The 17,271-nt window shown below is 38.0% G+C and carries 17 protein-coding genes; 6 read left to right on the plus strand and 11 right to left on the minus strand.

Annotated features, from left to right (window positions below; translation table 11 throughout):
* Positions 1-7: 7 nt before the first annotated feature.
* The 5 genes from M030_RS24705 to M030_RS0121745 form a co-directional block, all read right to left on the minus strand.
* Complete coding sequence (locus tag M030_RS24705; protein ID WP_228375329.1) at positions 8-1,015, minus strand: tetratricopeptide repeat protein; 1,008 nt, start codon at positions 1,013-1,015, stop codon at positions 8-10.
* Between the two features lie 15 nt (positions 1,016-1,030).
* Positions 1,031-1,267: a hypothetical protein gene (locus tag M030_RS25955; RefSeq protein WP_228375331.1), complete on the minus strand. Its 237-nt coding sequence runs from the start codon at positions 1,265-1,267 to the stop codon at positions 1,031-1,033.
* Between the two features lie 5 nt (positions 1,268-1,272).
* Positions 1,273-3,432, minus strand: a complete 2,160-nt coding sequence (locus tag M030_RS0121735) for a type VI secretion system Vgr family protein (protein ID WP_027375338.1) — start codon at positions 3,430-3,432, stop codon at positions 1,273-1,275.
* Positions 3,433-3,648: 216 nt separating this feature from the next.
* Positions 3,649-4,062, minus strand: a complete 414-nt coding sequence (gene tssD, locus M030_RS0121740) for a type VI secretion system tube protein TssD (protein WP_027375339.1) — start codon at positions 4,060-4,062, stop codon at positions 3,649-3,651.
* 293 nt (positions 4,063-4,355) lie between these two features.
* Positions 4,356-4,859, minus strand: a complete 504-nt coding sequence (locus M030_RS0121745; protein ID WP_027375340.1) for a DinB family protein — start codon at positions 4,857-4,859, stop codon at positions 4,356-4,358.
* Between the two features lie 162 nt (positions 4,860-5,021).
* Here M030_RS0121745 and M030_RS0121750 point away from each other — a divergent pair, with 162 nt between their 5' ends.
* The 4 genes from M030_RS0121750 to M030_RS0121770 all read left to right on the plus strand — a co-directional run bounded on the left by M030_RS0121750 (position 5,022) and on the right by M030_RS0121770 (position 8,250).
* Entirely contained in the window at positions 5,022-6,164 is a 1,143-nt protein-coding gene (locus tag M030_RS0121750; RefSeq protein ID WP_027375341.1) for a tetratricopeptide repeat protein, read from the plus strand.
* A gap of 220 nt (positions 6,165-6,384) precedes the next feature.
* Positions 6,385-6,897: a hypothetical protein gene (locus M030_RS0121755; protein WP_027375342.1), complete on the plus strand. Its 513-nt coding sequence runs from the start codon at positions 6,385-6,387 to the stop codon at positions 6,895-6,897.
* Positions 6,898-7,102: 205 nt separating this feature from the next.
* Positions 7,103-7,825, plus strand: a complete 723-nt coding sequence (locus M030_RS0121765; protein ID WP_027375343.1) for a class I SAM-dependent methyltransferase — start codon at positions 7,103-7,105, stop codon at positions 7,823-7,825.
* An 89-nt stretch (positions 7,826-7,914) separates the two neighbouring features.
* A complete protein-coding gene (locus M030_RS0121770; protein ID WP_034722965.1) occupies positions 7,915-8,250 on the plus strand; it encodes a nuclear transport factor 2 family protein in 336 nt (111 codons plus the stop codon).
* 99 nt (positions 8,251-8,349) lie between these two features.
* Here the strand turns inward: M030_RS0121770 and M030_RS0121775 are convergent, their stop codons facing one another.
* From M030_RS0121775 to M030_RS0121790, 4 genes are all read right to left on the minus strand, one after another.
* Positions 8,350-8,916 (minus strand): DUF6624 domain-containing protein, encoded by a 567-nt coding sequence (locus M030_RS0121775; protein WP_228375333.1) that lies wholly within the window; start codon positions 8,914-8,916, stop codon positions 8,350-8,352.
* A gap of 39 nt (positions 8,917-8,955) precedes the next feature.
* On the minus strand, positions 8,956-9,495 hold the full coding sequence (locus tag M030_RS0121780; protein WP_027375346.1) for an AAA family ATPase: 540 nt from the start codon (positions 9,493-9,495) through the stop codon (positions 8,956-8,958).
* 71 nt (positions 9,496-9,566) lie between these two features.
* Complete coding sequence (locus M030_RS0121785; protein WP_027375347.1) at positions 9,567-10,562, minus strand: MsnO8 family LLM class oxidoreductase; 996 nt, start codon at positions 10,560-10,562, stop codon at positions 9,567-9,569.
* Positions 10,563-10,640: 78 nt separating this feature from the next.
* Positions 10,641-10,997 (minus strand): winged helix-turn-helix transcriptional regulator, encoded by a 357-nt coding sequence (locus M030_RS0121790; protein ID WP_027375348.1) that lies wholly within the window; start codon positions 10,995-10,997, stop codon positions 10,641-10,643.
* Positions 10,998-11,088: 91 nt separating this feature from the next.
* Between M030_RS0121790 and M030_RS0121795 the strand changes: the two genes are divergently transcribed.
* A complete protein-coding gene (locus M030_RS0121795; RefSeq protein WP_155860295.1) occupies positions 11,089-11,298 on the plus strand; it encodes a hypothetical protein in 210 nt (69 codons plus the stop codon).
* A 68-nt stretch (positions 11,299-11,366) separates the two neighbouring features.
* Here M030_RS0121795 and putP read toward each other — a convergent pair whose 3' ends face one another.
* Complete coding sequence (putP, locus tag M030_RS0121800) at positions 11,367-12,869, minus strand: sodium/proline symporter PutP (protein ID WP_027375350.1); 1,503 nt, start codon at positions 12,867-12,869, stop codon at positions 11,367-11,369.
* Between the two features lie 503 nt (positions 12,870-13,372).
* On the minus strand, positions 13,373-15,940 hold the full coding sequence (locus M030_RS0121805; RefSeq protein WP_027375351.1) for a M1 family aminopeptidase: 2,568 nt from the start codon (positions 15,938-15,940) through the stop codon (positions 13,373-13,375).
* A 303-nt stretch (positions 15,941-16,243) separates the two neighbouring features.
* On the opposite strand from M030_RS0121805, the gene M030_RS0121810 reads away from it, so the two are divergent.
* Positions 16,244-17,125 carry a cupin-like domain-containing protein gene (locus tag M030_RS0121810; protein WP_027375352.1) on the plus strand — a complete coding sequence of 294 codons (882 nt, stop codon included), beginning with the start codon at positions 16,244-16,246 and terminating at the stop codon, positions 17,123-17,125.
* Positions 17,126-17,271: the final 146 nt, after the last annotated feature.

Below are 17,271 nucleotides of genomic sequence, written 5' to 3' on the forward strand. Positions count from 1 at the left end.
TTTGAGATTAACCTGCTTTTGGTCTTTCTACACTCACCTTCCAGTCATCACCAAAATAACTTTTCATTTCGCCGTCCAGTTTATTTTTTTTGTCTGTATCTGCTTCATAGGTAAGGATAAGCATTGAGGCTACAAATCGTATACTGCTCTGTTCTCTTGCCGACGGCTCCATAAGTTTTGCAATGTCCAGGCATTTTTCAAAATACCTGATCATTTTATCTTTTGTCAGAACAGAATCATTCAGGGTTCCGATAATTCTGTAGCATTCGATTGCCATGGCAGGTTCGCCTATGTTTTGTGCAATTTCTGCTGCTTTTTCGAATGCCTGTTCTGCCTTTCGTTTTTTTGAATTTCCTAATGCATAACTCCCATAGTTCATATACATCTGAACCTGCAATGGTGAATCTGGTTCTACTTCTTCAAAAATAGTCATGTACGTATCTTCGGCCCTGTCTTTTCTTTTATCAGCGATATAAGCCTGGGTCAACATAAAGTAGGCTGAAATTTCGCCCTGCTTGTTGTTTTGTCCTTTGGCCAGTTTTACGGCCGTCTTAAGGGCGTGCTCTGCTTCTCTGAACCTTCCTTTACTTAAATGATTGCTCGCTATGAGAATCTGCTGCTGAAAATCCGTATCCGCACTGTTTTTCTTTCGGTTGGTATGGGCTGCCGTATTCTGCATAAGCTGATGGATATCAACGTTTACCCTGAAACTGTGTGCCGATGCATTATGCGGCAAAGTTTTATAGGTGTGATGCTCTGCCCAGACCAATTTGATGTCTTTATTTTCTGACTTTTCACAGATTTTACACCATTCTTTTACCCAAAGTGATAATTCTTCAATATCACTTATTCTTACCGGAGCGATGTAGAGATATATTTTGGAATCTCTGATATCGGGAAAATTCTTCCTGAGCTCCAATAAAGGGTAAAAAGCCTTGTAGGCATCTGTTGTAAAGTTTTCATCAGAAATATCAGTCTTCCATACGGGAATCCCTTCTTCACTTTTTCCAAGCATTTCATAATATTCTTTTCATTCATCCAGTAAGGTTTGTCCGAAAGAATTCATCCCGCTGAACTCCTGATAATGAAGCAAAAAGATATCATTTCCTTCTTCGTCTTCAGATAATTTTGATTTTAAAAATCCGTCAAAAAGATCAGTTTCGTGTTTTTCTCCCACACAGATAAGCATCGGCTTTTCTTCATTTTTGGAAACAACCTTCTTCCACTGTCTTTTTAATTTTACCAACTCCAGATCTACAGGATTCATCAGTTTTAATTCAGTTTTACTGTTCCACTTACAATATTGGTTTCACTTCCGCCTCCGATGTTGATTTTTTTTCCGCTTAGATTGGCTTCTGTTTCGGCTCCCATGGAGAGCGTTTTGGTTCCCACATCCAGGGTTTCAGATTTTATTCCTATTCCTGATGTAGGGTCGCCATTTTCAGGCCCAACCCCAATTCCAACGCTGGTTGTTCCACCTACACCGATATTTTCACCCTGGACTATAATTTCTTTTCCTTTGATCTGGATATTTCCATCTTTATCCATAAAAATGGAACTGTTTCCACAGGTCAGTGTGATGGTAATTTTACTGTCAACGGTTATATTTCCTGCGCCATCCAGAAAAACTGAGTTCTGATCTTTATCTTGTACAGTAATTCCGCCACCATCATTGAGGCTTACGGTATGTCCGCTTTTACTGCTCAAACTTTTAATATTATTTCCGGCTCCTCCGCCTCCACCTACTCCACCGTGGAACATTCCTCCCATTACGAAAGGTCGGTCAGGGTGTTGGTGGGCAAAATTCACAACGACCTGGTCCCCTACTTCCGGGATCGCCATAAATCCACGGTTTTTGCTTACTTTTTCACTTCCACCGCCATCGGGAGTCATCACACGGATATATTCTGTAGTTGTGGAACCGTTCTGCCAGTCAAACTGAACTTTCACTCTTCCCTGGTTTTGGGGATCTGTATTGGAGATTACTTTAGCAAACTGAGCATCTGCTTTGGGAGTATGAAATTCCGGTCTTGGGATAAATCCTGTATCGGAAGCTATCGCATCGAATGTTCCGGTATAGTACCCTCTGGCATCCACCTCATGATACATGTCGGTAATCATCAGCTTGGTAAAATAAGTGGTTTCACTGCTTTCAGCTTTTCGCATTTCAATATCGGCAATACAGCCGGGATAAAGGAACGGAACGGTGGTTGTGCCTGAAATAACAAATACTTCTGAAGCTTTGCTGCCGGCGGTTCCTTTTTGAGAGTTTTCAACATCCATAAAGGAGACAGCTTTTATGGGAGCCACCCGTAAGGAAGGTGTGGTAAAGATTCTCTCTGAAATTTCATAGGCCCGTTTGGCCAGATTCGAAGTATGATTAATTTTTGATTTTCCTGCGGTTAATTTTTCATTTTTACTACTGTTGTATCCATAAAAAGACGGATTAACGTGTTGGGCTTTCATCCTGATTTTCACATCGCTCACACTGCTTCCATAAGTTAATTTGACAGGTTTTTCCTGCGGTGGCAGTTTTCCGAAATGGAGCACTTCCCCATCATAATAAAACTGTTCTCCATAGGCTTCTGCAATTCTTGCCAGATAATTGTAATGGGTTTCTTCGTATTGTGAGCTGTAAGATACATTTCCATGGGCAGCATCTACCCTGAAATCAAATGAATTCTGTCCAAGACCTTCTTTGATCACCTGATCGGCAATGCTATTCAGGCTGATTTCCTGAGCTCCACCGAAGCTCTGAATATGAGGCGCTGCATCCAGAAGTACTGTAGGACTTGCGCCGGTGAGGACAATATTTCCCAGACTTCCTTTTTCCTGGCTGAAACCTACCTCTGTGATGACTCCCACAAAATTTCGTTCAGGACCGTCTTCGACATCTTTGTATCTAAAGATGACTGTAATTCGTTTTCCCAGAAAATTCTGAGCTTCTTCCAGATTATGGTTTTCGGGGCTGCCCAAGGTATCATAAGCCAGTGTCAGATCAAATTCATGATGTTTTATAGCGCTTTGTTTTAATTTAAAATGCTTGAAATGTTTGATGACTTTTCCATCGATTACGATTTCAAGTTTTACCACCCTGTTTATTCCCAGCATTTGATTTCCGGGAATGGTACTGGCATTATATATTCCTGAAGTCGGTTGTTTTGACCAGACTTTGTTTTCTACTAAAGTGGGAGAATTGGGCTGCTTTACCTGGTTCATGAACATCTGGGAACCGTTTTGTACGATTCCTGTATAGGGCTGAGCCTGAGCCATTTTCTCGGTAACTTTCTTTACTGTTCCACTGGATTTTTCCTGTATTTCCTGACTAGCTTTGGTTACAGCTTCGTTTTTTACGAATTCCTGAGCTTTATTTACAGCAGGAATTTCATTTTTAGGAAGTGGTATTTTGGGTGATTGATCATCCTGAAACATAATGTAATTATTTTGATATGTTGGTGTTATAGTATATATGCTAAAAGATTTACCTGAAAAAACCTCAAATAAACCCTTCTTTGCCCGTACATCATCTTTATGACTACCAGACAATTAAGTCAAAATATATAATAAAAACGGTAAATGGAAAACAAATAACAGAATATGAGCTATGCTATAATGTTTGTACTATTTTACCGAGGATGATTCTAAATTTCAGTTACCTGATGACGGCCACAGACCATCATATTCCGAGTTTCCGTAGTTGATCAATTCTGCGCTTACAATAAAGCTGATCAACATGCTATTGCTGTCGATTGCGTCAAAATCAACTTCATGCTGGATGACATATCCGTTTTTCCATTGTAAGGTAATGAGTGTACCTTCTTCATGGGATTTGTTGAATGTAATCTCTCCACTGGTGGGTTTGTATTTTCCGTTCAGCAGGCTCTCAAGAATGTCAGACTTTTCAGTAGCTTCCACTGTAAGTTTGATCAATGCGTTGGAAGGATCCGAAGCGACACGTCCGGACACATCAATCGTTCTGGACACTGTGTAATTAAGTTTGAGTAGTTTTTGTCCTTCTCCTCCGTTGAATTTTAAGATTCCTCTCGAATTTTTTTCAGCCATGATCAGTACATTTTAATCGTTATTATTATTTTGTGATGGGTTGATTGCATTACAAAGATAAAACGGTTCGCTGTATTCAAAAAATATTATGGCATGAATCTGAAAATTTGTAGTAGTTTTACGACTTTTCGAGAATATTTCTATTTTTTTTGATTTAAAATTAAGAACAACAGTTTATTTATAAGCCATTTAAAAGAAATCGACACCATTGATGAGAATAGACATTTTCCACTAAAAGGAGAAATAAAATGATAGCGGTCATTATTTTTTATATGTAATCGAACTTATTTATTTTATAGCTTCACACTCATTTCCTGAACTTCTTCTGCTGAGAACCCAAAAATCTGGGGAGTCTTCACATCGAGGAGATTCAGATAAATATATATTTCTGCCCTGTGATGAATTTCGTGTTCTATCATGGCTCTGAGCCATTTCCAGATGGAGATTTCGCTATTTCCCGGGGTTATGCATTTCCGGTTAAGGTCTTCATCTGATAATCCACTGATAATTTCTATAGTCTGCCTGTGCATCTCATTGAAAAAAGCTACTACATTTTCGTAGCCGTCTGCAAATTCTTTTCCGCAGCCTTGATAAGCACTCTTTCTTCCCGAAATGGTTTCACCGTACATATAACGCTCAATAGTGGCAATATGCCTGACCTGATCCCCGATGGTAAACTTTCCCTGTTTATAGGTAAAATCCAGCTTGTCACGAGGAACAATCTCAATTAAACGATTCGTTCTTGAACGGATTCTCTCGTAATACTCAATGAAGGCTTTTACAGATCTTATTTCCATTGTATAAAAATTTAGTATCTCAGACTGATGAATATAAGGGTGTTTATATATTGTGAATATAAGCATTCTTCTGCCTGAATGTATATTTTTAACAGAAATTATTGAAGCAAAACTTGCCTGCTTATCCAATAACCTATATTTTAGATATAAAATTAATAACTCATGAAAGTCTGGCTTGCCCTGCTCATTATTCTTATCTGTGGTAAGAGTCTGACCGCACAGGCGGTAAAAATTGATACCGGGAAACTTCTCGAGTATTATGAAACACAGCGGTATACTGATGCTGCCCAATACCTGCAAAGCATTTATCCTTCAGATACAAAGGATATTAAAGCGCTAACGCAAATTGCCTATTGTCATATGATGGCGGGCAAATTACCGGAAGCTGAGAAAAACTATCTGAAAGTCAATGATCTTCACCCGGACAGCTTACCTGTTTTATTCAGCTTAGCCGGCATCAATTCGAGAAGGGGTAATGTATCCAATGCCAGAACATATCTTCAAAAAATCATTCAGCTGGATAGTCTGAATTTTAGTGCGTATAAACAACTGGCAGCGTACGAAGACACTTCTGAAGGAAAATTAAGGTATCTTAAAAAGGCCCATAGTCTTTCCAAGACTGAACCGGACGTAGCATACGACCTTTCTATGGTGTACCGCGAACTCAAACAGTATCAGCCTGCTTACGAAGTATTAAAAACAGCAATTGCCGCGGATACGGAAAACTTTAGCCTTCAACAGGCACTTTTACCCTTGTCTAATCAACTGGGCAAATACCAGGAAAGTATTGAAACAGGTGAAAAACTGCTGAAAAACCGTGCTGACCCCAATGTTATGAACGATTTAGGACAAGCCTATTTTTATGTAAAAGACTATGAGAAGTGCATTACTATGTATAAGATCCTGGAAACGCTTGAGGTTCAGAATGAAGGCATTTTATACTATATGACGTTAAGTTACCGTGAACTGAAAGACTATGACAACGCTGCTGCGTATGCTCAAAAAACAATTGATGAAGCAATTTCTAAACATATACCACTCTATTATGCTGCCCTGGCAGGTATTTATGAAGATAAAAATCAATACAACGAGGCGGCAACAACCTATAAAAGAGGGCTTAGTTTTGGAAGCAGTCCTATCATAAGCTATCGTTTAGGTCTTCTTTATGACCTCCATCTGAAACAGCCTAAAAATGCAATTCAGTATTATCAGATGTATCTTAAAAACAAGCCGGATACCGAAAAGGAAAAAGAGCAGATAGAATATGCAAAAAACAGAATTTTAGTATTAGCAGCAACAAAATAAACTTAAAAAAATAGTTTTCATATCATAAAATTCACTATATTTGGAATTAATGTAAAACCATAAAACATTATGATATAGATTAGTATAAAAAACTAATTTAATACAAACAATTATCCATAATGAAAGTCTGTGGCATTTTATAAATAGAGTTCATACTTTATTTACGGTTCTCTTTCAGATCACTTTGACCTATATTTTACAACCCAAACCATGAAATCTTATGAAAACAAATTTAATTACCCGACTGTACCTGATCACGGCGCTGTGCATCTTTTCGTTTTATTATGGAAAAGATATCAATCCCAACGATAAAATTATTATGTATCAGAACCCCGCCATCAAAAGTTCTGTTACCGCGCATAAAACAGTAACGGCCAAGAGTGGCGCTGTTTACGATGTACATATTATTTCCGACAATGATGGCATAATCGCTAAAGTAGAGCTTGTATTTGCCCGGGACAGAAATGCATTGATTGCCTGTATCAATAGCTGCCCGCAATCACCCGGACATATAGATTCCCAATGTGCGCTTAACTGTCTGGGAAATTATATAGACAAAGACCTCAATGATCCGGCCGTTATCGCAAAAATCCCGATCATCTTCTATTTACCGCTTCTGGGATTAAAAGGAAAACTGGAAGCCTGTCTGCAAAACAACACCGCAGAACAATGCATTAACAACAATATCAACGAAATAGACAATTTACTGGATAAAATACTTAAATATCTCTAGTCAACACATAATACAATGCGTTATATCACGGAAAACCTGTAGTTCGGACTGCAGGTTTTTGTATGATAAACGTCAGGATCTGAAGAAACGGGTGTAATTCTTCTTTTGTGGCCTTCATTTTTTTGTAATTTAAACGGATTTTAAAAAATTCCTTAAGGCTAAGCATAAAAAAATATCTGTGCGCACTCATACTTAGAAATATCCTATGAAACAAAATATTTACGATAATACCGAATTTTTCACGCGTTATAAAGCAATGCGCGACGGAGATCAGGGACTTAATGAATTATTAGAACAACCTGTAATGAAGAGGCTTAGAATTCCGGTCAAAGGAAAAACAGTTCTTGATATGGGCTGTGGATTGGGACATCAGATTCAGGCATTGCTTATCCAGGATCCTCAAAAGATCACAGGACTGGATATTTCACAAAAGATGTTATCGGAAGCACAAAACAGGATTTCATCTGCAAAAGTAGATTGGGTGTGTTCTGCCCTTGAAGATTATCATTTTGGACAAAACAGATTCGATCTGATTATAAGCTCAATGACCCTGCATTATATTGAAGATCTAAAGATACTATTTCAAAAAATCTTCAACGGAGTAACTTCCGGAGGACAATTTCTGTTTTCGATGGAGCATCCTGTCTGTACTGCTGCATTGAAGTCGTGGCAAGAACTAGATGGTGAACCATACTGGCCGGTTAACCGGTACAGTGAGGAAGGGCTTAGAAAACAAGACTGGTTTGTAAAAGATGTGGAAAAATACCATCATCAGCTCAGTACTATTGTCAATGACCTTCTGGAAGCCGGATTTGTATTGAAAAATCTTGAAGAACCCTGTCCTGATCAGGAACTGCTGAGATTACGCCCCGATTTTCAACAGCATGTACATCGCCCTCCTGTCATTATCATCAACGTTCAAAAATAAGTACATACGGATTAGTTTTTTGTGACGATAATCACAAACTCAATAGACCCGGAACTGCTAATTTTGTCTTTAAATAAATGCAAAAACTTATGGACGATACAACCAAAAACGTAGCAGAACAGTTTATCCAATATTTAAATGAGGAAAATTTTGACAAAGCCGAAAGCTGTCTTGATCCGGATTTTAAGTTCAATGGCGTGTTGGGTAGCAGAGAAAGCGCATCTTCTTATATTGAAGATATGAAGAAGATGAAGTTCAAATATGAGATTCTTCAAACCTTTACCTCAGACCAGGACATTTGTTTCTGGTATAATATCAATATGGGCAAACAGACAGTATTAACCTCAGGGTGGTATGAAATTTTGGATGGGAAAATTCATTCATTGAAAGTATTATTTGATCCAAGACCCTTATTGAAAGACTAAGGATTGCTCATCCCGATTGTATTAAAATAAAAAAACAGCAACATTATGAAGGAAGCTGATGGAATTCTCCACTGGCTTTCTTTATTATTACTGAACAGATTATAGCCACCCGACTTTTTTTCTCCAACTGTTATATTCCTGATTTTTATTATCGATTTCGGGAATATTTTCAATCTCCGGGATTTGACTGATCTGTTTCGCCGACAACGGTGGCAGCTTTGCTTTTACACGTTCTTCATTAAGCATTTCTTTATTTTCTACAGGAAAGATTCCTGCTGTATAAAGCTGGGTGCCATATCTTTGCGGTCTGCTTTGAAATACTTGAATACGATCGTACAGATAGGCTCTATTTTTAGGATTAACATCTTCCTTATTCTCTTCCATCATCTGATAGCAGGCTTTCATGAATTGAGGCTCACCAATGGAATGCTGAATGATCAGCCAGGCAGCATCACTGGCCTCCTCTCCTACTTTTGAGATCGTCGGAAAGCCTATTTCTGCTATAATTTCACGGAGGCGTTTTGCATTTTCCTGATGAACTTTTTCCATTTCCGGATGGTAACCTTCTGAAAGTTTTCCCTCGCAAGCCAGCTTTTCTCTTACCTGCAAATCATGATCTGCAAGCTTAACGATTTCCCTCCGTACTGAATCATTGACCATATTCATGTTTATAGATTTAAAACATGCTCTCCAAATTACAAATAATTAATCAATAGAGTCCAGAACAAATCCGGCCCTTTCCTGAATGCTAAGTTTCGGCACCTCAATGATATTATAACCATATTCCAGATAGAGTTCCCGCATGCATTCAAATGTAGATATTGCTCCTTCCAAAGTTTGTTTTCTTTCGGGATCATTTTTATAAATTTCTTTCCAGGGAGGAAAAATAAAAACATTCTTTTGGTAAGCCATTTCGCAGGCGATTATTTCCATTTCTTTGGGTACAGGAAGTTTTTCCAGCCTCATATAGCCTATAGCATCAAGTATTCCACGGTCAAAAAAAACAGTATCATTTGCTGTACGTTTACTCATTTCCTGATAGGCATTTACAGAACCTTTAAACATAAGTTCTGCAAATTTTCTTCTGTCCATCCATGGTAAAGCATCTCCGTGGGCGATCATTTGTTCTTTGATAATTCTTCTGCCTTCTTCAGGTACAATTATAAATCCCTGCTTCTCCAGTTCTTCCAAAAGACTTGTTTTTCCTGCACCGGGACCGCCGGTCATGATATATAATTTTGACATATTTTATTTCGTAAGGATTAAATTAATGTTAATAGATATAACTTAACAAAAGCAAGAGAAAGCTACAGGAATTATTGATTATTTTTGATAATACTCTGATAAGTAGCTATACGATCTTCCTCATGATACATATTGCATAATATCAGAAGATCATCTGTATGGTATTTTTCTGAGATCAATTGTAATCGCTGAGAAATCGTTTGTGGTGTCTCTGTGATAATTCTGTCCAAGATAGTAAAAAAATCGTCCTCATGAGAGGTTCCCAATACTTTTTTTTCCACTATTTCGGCAGGATACACAGGTTCGGGGCTAACCAGTTGCCTTGATTGTAAAAATTGATAAGCCATCCCGTAAGCATTACGCTTCGCTTCTTCAGGACTGTCCGCAACAGAGACGGCAAGAGCCACCTGTAATGACGGCCTGGAAGCATATTGTGCCGGATCAAATTCCCTGAGATAAGCTTCGGTATATTCCTTACCATTTTCACTGTTCATAAAAGCAGCAAAAGAATAACCTATTCCGTGTTTTGCGGCTTCCTGAGCAGAGGTCATTCCGGAGCCGAGCCAAACAATTTCCGGCAGATGCTTTACCTGGGTAGGCTGAGCAATAAGCTCATCGTACATTTCACTTTCTTCCGTCATGTAACGAATGATCTCTTCCAGTTTCGTTTCCAGATTGGATAATACTACCGGTTTATGATTATTCAGAGCCATAACTGCATCTTTCAAGCCTCCGGGAGCCTTTCCCAGTCCCAGCACAAAACGTTCAGGATAAAGAGTTCCCAGCAGCTTAGCCCATTCAGCCATTTTATAAGCGGAATAATTCCTCATCATAATTCCGGCTGTTCCAACTTTTATTCTTTTTGTTTTGCTGAGAACGATGGCGGATAAGAGTTCGGGACTTGAGCTTCCATACGCTTCTACTCCATGATGTTCAGAATACATCAGACTGTGATATCCTGCTTCTTCGGCAAATAAGGCGAGGTTGATACTATTGGCTAATGCTGATGCAGCATTGTTACCCATTGTAACAGGTGACTGGTCTAATATGCCTAATTTCAGCTTCATTTGAAATAGATTTTTATGATCAAATTAGAGTGAAGGTATGAAAAAGCTTTTATTTAACAGAAAAATAACCGGATATAATCACTCTTTGGGCGGGAAAACAATTCCCTCATCTTTCATCAGGTCATAGCCGAACTGCATAATGGTTTCTATAACCGGAATAGATTTTTTCCCTTTTTCGGTCAGACTGTATTCTACTTTTGGAGGAACAACAGGGAATACTTCACGATGAATCATTTCTTTACTTTCCAATTCACGCAACTGGCTGGTCAGCATTTTATCCGTGATTTGCGGAATGTCTCTTTTCAGTTCGCTGAAACGCAGTGGCTTTTCCTGTAATCTCCACAAAATAGGCATTTTCCAGGTTCCTCCAATATGGCTTAGACCAAATTCAATGGGAGTATAATAAAGTCTTTTATCGTGAAAAAATTGAGGCATAATAATGTTTTTTGGGCTAATACTTTCAAAAAGGTAAGTATATAGCTTTCCAATAGTTCATTTTGCAAATTTGCACAAAAAAATTATGAATATGAACAGGAATATGTATGTACTTTATATGGGCGTTTTTGGAATTACCACTACGGAATTTGCAGTGATTGGAGTTTTGCCAGAAATTGCTTCTGCGTTCCACATCAATATCTGGAAAGCAGGATGGCTTTTAAGTATTTTTGTCTTGATTGTCGGATATCATGATCGAGAAGAGTTTTCAAAATATGCAACACAAAAGCAACTAATCTGATTGAATACCCAAATACAAAACCCTCATTATTAGTGAGGGTTTTTGTATTATAATATCGTAATATTTCTTTACAATTCTTCCTGCATGATCTTATTCATCTCATTGAATTCACGATCAATAGTGGTATCAGGTTGATAAGTCAATGATGAAACCACAATATTGGTTAATAGAGAAAGGGTAAATCCAGGGATAATTTCATACCAGTCTTTTAACGGATGCTGAAGATATACCCATGCCAGCACAGTTATACCACCCACCAACATTCCTGCAAATCCTCCCTGCCATGTTGTCTTTTTCCACAAAAGAGAAAGCAGAATCAATGGTCCAAATGCGGAACCAAAACCTGCCCAGGCATTTCCTACCAGGTTAAGAATACTGTCTTTAGGGTTTAAGGATAAAAGAACCGCAATCACGGCCACCAATAGTACAGATAACCTGCTGGCAATCAGCAGTTGTTTTGAAGTTGCTTTTTTATTCAGGAAAGCTTTATAAATATCCTCTGTTAATGAACTCGAAGTTACCAGTAACTGAGAAGAAATAGTACTCATCACAGCTGCCAAAATCGCAGTCAACAGGAATCCCGCAATCAGCGGATGAAACAAAATACGGGAGAAATAAATAAAAATAGTTTCCGCTTCTGTTTTTGAGCCATCAAATTTTACCATGGTTTCCAGGTCAAATTTTTGCAGGTAAGCAATTCCTACTAATCCTATGGCTAATGCTCCGGCAACAGTAAAAATCATCCAGGTGATTCCAATTCTTCTTGCTTTTATTAAGTCCTTAGGTTTATCAATGGCCATAAAACGAACCAAAATATGTGGCTGTCCGCAATATCCAAGCCCCCAGGCTAATAAAGATACTATACTTACCGTCGTTGTTCCTCTAAATAAATCCAGGTATTTAGGATCTTTAGCTTCGATCAACGAATAGGTTTCTCCAATTCCTCCAATCTGCATTATGGCAACAATAGGAACGATAACGAGAGCCAGCACCATAATGGTTCCCTGAACAAAATCGGTAAGACTTACCGCCAGGAACCCGCCTAAAAAGGTGTATAAAACAACAACCAGGCTGGTTAATAACAACCCTACGGTATAATCCATTCCGAAAGCTGATTCAAACAATTTTCCTCCGGAAACCATTCCTGCGGATGTGTAGAGGGTAAAAAATACCAGAATAAAAATAGAAGAGGTAATTTTTAACAGATGATTCTTATTTTTAAATCTGTTTTCAAAAAATACGGGTAAAGTAATGGCGTTTTGAGCAACTTCCGTATAAATCCTGAGCCTTGGTGCCACTATAATATAGTTGAGAAAAGCACCGATCGTTAAACCAATAGCAATCCACGAACTTGAAATCCCGGATAAATACATGGCCCCAGGAACTCCCATCAACAGCCACCCGCTCATATCGGCAGCTCCTGCAGATAAAGCGGTAACAGCAGCTCCCATTTTTCGTCCTCCAATTAAAAATTCTTCTGAATTACTTGTCGATTTTCTATAGGAATATATGCCTATACCTATCATTAGCAACAGATACAACCCCACAGAAATCCCTTCATATACTTGCATATCATTTTTTTTATGAAGCCGAAGATAGTTATTTTTAAAAAAATGGAAGATGTGTATCTGAAAATACTAGTATACGACAAACCTTTCAACGGACTGTATTTTATACTTAGTGTTATTTTCTACTGATTCCACATATCTCATTGATTTTTAAGAATTTGGAAGATAATTAAACCACAAAAGGCACAAAGTTTTTTTGAACACTTAAGTCTTTTAAGGTAAAGGTAGTGCAATGAGAAGAACACTTAAGTTTTTAAAAAATCAAAGATTTTTATTCGAACTACGCTTTGTTGTCTACGTCTGATTTATTTTGCCACTAATGCACAAATGTCTTTTACTATTCGTGCATTAGTGGCAAAAAATATACATAAAAATCTGTGTAGATCCCAGAAATATGGGGAAATAAATTTGTTATTCTGGATTCCTGATAATCCTACAATAAAAATTTCCCCAATCATCAAAGATAATTGAGGAAATTTGTGGTTTTAAAAACAAATCTAAAAATTCTATTTTACCAGAATTTGTGCTCTTTTCAGATTATCTGTTGCCTGTAAAATTTTATGTTTCAAAATAGTATGATAATCCGGGTGTTTTGAAATAAACTGGTTCACCATTTCCAATGCTTTCGGATCCTGATAACTGCTAAAGGTTGACCGAAGCCAGTTATCCGGGAAAAAGATATCACCGGTCTTTTGTATTTCCTGCAACATCTCCAATGTTTTTGGAAGATACTGAATAGACGTCTGTTGTCTTAAAGGGTGATGTAGATAACCAAGTGCTGCACCAACAGCTGATTCATTGGCTCTGTTCTGTTTTTGTTCAAGGCCGTTAAAAAAATCGTTCCGTACTTTCTGATCTGATGAAGCTGCCTGCATAATAATTTTAAAACGATTGATACGGTCCGGATTTTTGATTCTTGCCAACTGTTCCTGCAACAAATTATTATTGTCGGGATTTCGCAATGATAAAGAAAGCGCAAGACTTGTGAAATCTTCATCATTAAGGGACACATCCTTTGGCGGGGTCTGAGTTTTCCAAATCGTATAAAGGGTATCATATGCCTTTTGAGACTGGAAAATTCCCTGATAGCTGTCAAATAAAATTTTCTTATTATTTTTTGCCGCTTGGGTTTGTAGTGCTTTCCATACCATATTTTCTACATTCTCTGATTCTTTCAATCGAACATTTCCGGGTAGAAACTCCCAATAAATAGTGGAAATATAACCGGTAATCAACCGAAGGTTCAGTTCTGTAGTTTCTTTTGAGAGTTGTTCGGTCATAAAATGTAATACATCCTGTGGAGTGGCTCCTGAACCGTTCAGCATATTTTCATACAGTGAAATATAGGCACTGGCTCTGCTTACCGGATCTTTTATTAAATAAAAGTTGGGCATCATGGTTTTATCAATTCCAAACACGCCATAGCCTATTCCTGAGGAATTTTGCAGGACGAAAAGAGGTTTTGCTTTTCCTTTTAATTCTGCTATTTCCTGTTGTTGACCTGATAGTTTTACATTTACTTTCTCTATTTTATCAGCATAGAATAAACTTACCTGAAACTGCTGTGGCCATAACTTCTGCTCTTTTCCATATTCCGGATGTTGGGTGATGGTAAAGCGGTCAATTGTATTGCCTTTATATTTGATCGTATAATCAATGACAGGCCTGCCGGGATCATTCACCCATACTTTATTCCAGCTTTGTAAGTCTTCCGGAGTATGTTGATCAAGGATTGTGATCAGGTCCGGCCAGCTAGCATTGCTGTAGGCATATCTTTTAAGGTATTCACTTACTCCTTTTTTAAAATTTTCTTCCCCGGTCAACAGCTCCAGCTGACGCATCATAATCGGTGCCTTGTTGTAAATAATCGGGCCGTACATCATTCCTGCATTTTTCAGATTATCTAAAACCTGTCGGATCGGATTGGCGCCTAATGTACGATCTATGCCATAAGCAGCCGGAAAATGGGTCGTTAAAAACTTCAGGTCATATACACTTTTATCTGAGGAAGCTCCGGTACTTTTATCTGCCATAAAATTGGCAAATACCTCTTTCATCCAGACATCGTTGAACCAATCCATGGTCACCATATCCCCAAACCACAGATGAGCTACCTCGTGAGCAATAAGATTGGAACGGTTGTTCAACTGATTTTGAGTAGCATTCTGGTCTAAAAACAAGGTGGAATTTTGAAATAGGATCGCTCCGGGATGTTCCATTCCGCCGAATTGAAAATCCGGGATCACTACCATTCCGTGTTTTTGAAAAGGATGTTTGATACCTGTCCATTTTTCGTAATAATCAAGAGAATTTTGGTAGAGTGTAAAGATAGAATCCATGCTGTTTTTGATCTTTACAGAGTCGGTTTCACGATATAGCATTCTGGAGTCCTCCTGACTGATTTTCTCCGTAAAATTTTTAAAATCCCCCGCAGCAAAAGAAAATAAATAAGTAGGAAGTAAATCCGACTGAGCAAACTGCAAGGTTTTTTGTCCCTGTTGAGAAGTGGTATCTTTTAATTTCCCATTGGCAATAGCGCTCCATTTCTCAGGTATAGTTAATGTTAATGAATAATTGGCCTTCAGGTTAGGCTGATCAAAACACGGAAACATCGTTCGTGCGCGATCCGGTACAAATAAAGCATACAAATATCCGTCACGCCTGTTCAAAGCGCCGTTTCCGGCAAGGAAGGTAAAATGAATCTGATTGGCTCCTGACTTCAGATATTTTGCATCAATGATGACATGTTCGTTTTCCAAAACAGGTTTTACAGATTGTCCGTTCACGGATACAGCAATGAGTGAAGAAGGTTCTTCTTTAAAATCGATCTGCAACGGCGCATCATTTTGTTTTTTATAGTTGAAAGACAGTACTTCTGTTCCTGTAATGCTTTCCGATCTGCTTTCGGGAATTTTCAGATGCAAGTCATATTTAATATCACTTAATGTATTCTTTCGTACTTGGGCCAGTTCGTATGAAACCCCAGACTCCAACTTTGGTAAAGATTTCATTTGTGCACGATATCCACTATTGAAAACGACTAAAAATAATGCGAGTATACCTGTTTTTTTCATACTTCAAATATAAGGATTGGAATTGTGATGCAAAACAAAACCCCTGCTCATGTGCAAGGGCTCCTTTTATTTTGGATACAAGTATTTAATCCTGATTTTGGAGTTCAGTGATTTATACCGAGCTTTGTGATGATACTCAGAAACATTTATAACGGAAATAATTAGAATAATATGCCGACATAATCTTTATTGAAGAGGCGTGAAGAGTATTTTTCATTTTTATTTATATTAATTCCAAATAATTAAATGCTTTCCTTTTATTGTTCATAAATATTTAATAATTTAGCTCTTTAATTTGAACGAATGGGAATACTCCTTAAACCTATCGATGTTGTAGATGACATTTCACAAGAAGACTTCCGTGAAAAATATCTAAAACCATGTAAGCCAGTGGTTATCAAGAATATGGCTAGAAAATGGCCTGCCTATCAAAAATGGACGATGGATTACATGAAAGAGGTCGTGGGTGATGTTGAAGTTCCCTTATATGACAGTTCTAAAGCTGATCCTGCAGCACCTATCAATACTCCGACAACGAAGATGCCTTTTGCAGATTATCTTGATCTGATTCAGCGGGAACCTACCGATCTTAGAATTTTCTTTTTTGATCCTATTAAATTTGCTCCCAAATTACTGGACGATTATATTCCGCCCAAGAATCTGATGGGAGGATTTCTTGACAAATATCCGAGTATGTTTTTCGGAGGCAAAGGTTCTGTAACCTTCCTTCATTACGATATTGATATGCCCCACATTTTCCATACACATTTCAACGGCAGAAAACATGTTCTTCTTTTTGAATACAAGTGGAAAACACGTCTCTACAAACTTCCCTATGCAACCTATGCATTAGAAGATTATGATATTGCCAACCCTGATTTTGAAAAATTTCCTGCATTGGACGGCATTGAAGGTATTGAATGTTTCCTGGAACATGGAGATACCCTGTTTATGCCTACCGGATGGTGGCACTGGATGAAATATCTTGATGGGTCGTTCTCTATTTCTTTACGTGCCTGGGATAAAAGCTGGGCTGTAAAAGCACATTCCCTTTGGAATCTGGCCATTCAACGTAATTTTGACAATTTCATGAAAGGTCGTTACAAAAAAAGGTATATGGACTGGAAGGAAAGGAAAGCTATTGAAAAGGCACATGATGCTCTAAAAAAAGGGTTACCTAAATAAAAATTAAACTGGCCGGAAGAAATTTCTTCCAGCCAGTTTAATTTATGGCTATTTTTCATGCCCTGACAGTTATTTTCAATTTCATCTGCTCTTGTCCGGACAACCTATGCAAAATTTATTTAAATTGCATACGAAGTAGATTCCCT

Origin of the sequence: Chryseobacterium sp. UNC8MFCol, from assembly GCF_000482305.1 — a bacterium.
GTDB lineage: Bacteria > Bacteroidota > Bacteroidia > Flavobacteriales > Weeksellaceae > Chryseobacterium > Chryseobacterium indologenes.

Bases quoted from the DNA above. Each gene is read 5' to 3' on its own strand.
- M030_RS24705 (WP_228375329.1), bottom strand. From the start codon at position 1,015: ATGCTTGGAAAAAGTGAAGAAGGGATTCCCGTATGGAAGACTGATATT.
- M030_RS25955 (WP_228375331.1), bottom strand. From the start codon at position 1,267: ATGAATCCTGTAGATCTGGAGTTGGTAAAATTAAAAAGACAGTGGAAG.
- M030_RS0121735 (WP_027375338.1), bottom strand. From the start codon at position 3,432: ATGTTTCAGGATGATCAATCACCCAAAATACCACTTCCTAAAAATGAA.
- tssD (WP_027375339.1), bottom strand. From the start codon at position 4,062: ATGGCTGAAAAAAATTCGAGAGGAATCTTAAAATTCAACGGAGGAGAA.
- M030_RS0121745 (WP_027375340.1), bottom strand. From the start codon at position 4,859: ATGGAAATAAGATCTGTAAAAGCCTTCATTGAGTATTACGAGAGAATC.
- M030_RS0121750 (WP_027375341.1), top strand. From the start codon at position 5,022: ATGAAAGTCTGGCTTGCCCTGCTCATTATTCTTATCTGTGGTAAGAGT.
- M030_RS0121755 (WP_027375342.1), top strand. From the start codon at position 6,385: ATGAAAACAAATTTAATTACCCGACTGTACCTGATCACGGCGCTGTGC.
- M030_RS0121765 (WP_027375343.1), top strand. From the start codon at position 7,103: ATGAAACAAAATATTTACGATAATACCGAATTTTTCACGCGTTATAAA.
- M030_RS0121770 (WP_034722965.1), top strand. From the start codon at position 7,915: ATGGACGATACAACCAAAAACGTAGCAGAACAGTTTATCCAATATTTA.
- M030_RS0121775 (WP_228375333.1), bottom strand. From the start codon at position 8,916: ATGAATATGGTCAATGATTCAGTACGGAGGGAAATCGTTAAGCTTGCA.
- M030_RS0121780 (WP_027375346.1), bottom strand. From the start codon at position 9,495: ATGTCAAAATTATATATCATGACCGGCGGTCCCGGTGCAGGAAAAACA.
- M030_RS0121785 (WP_027375347.1), bottom strand. From the start codon at position 10,562: ATGAAGCTGAAATTAGGCATATTAGACCAGTCACCTGTTACAATGGGT.
- M030_RS0121790 (WP_027375348.1), bottom strand. From the start codon at position 10,997: ATGCCTCAATTTTTTCACGATAAAAGACTTTATTATACTCCCATTGAA.
- M030_RS0121795 (WP_155860295.1), top strand. From the start codon at position 11,089: ATGAACAGGAATATGTATGTACTTTATATGGGCGTTTTTGGAATTACC.
- putP (WP_027375350.1), bottom strand. From the start codon at position 12,869: ATGCAAGTATATGAAGGGATTTCTGTGGGGTTGTATCTGTTGCTAATG.
- M030_RS0121805 (WP_027375351.1), bottom strand. From the start codon at position 15,940: ATGAAAAAAACAGGTATACTCGCATTATTTTTAGTCGTTTTCAATAGT.
- M030_RS0121810 (WP_027375352.1), top strand. From the start codon at position 16,244: ATGGGAATACTCCTTAAACCTATCGATGTTGTAGATGACATTTCACAA.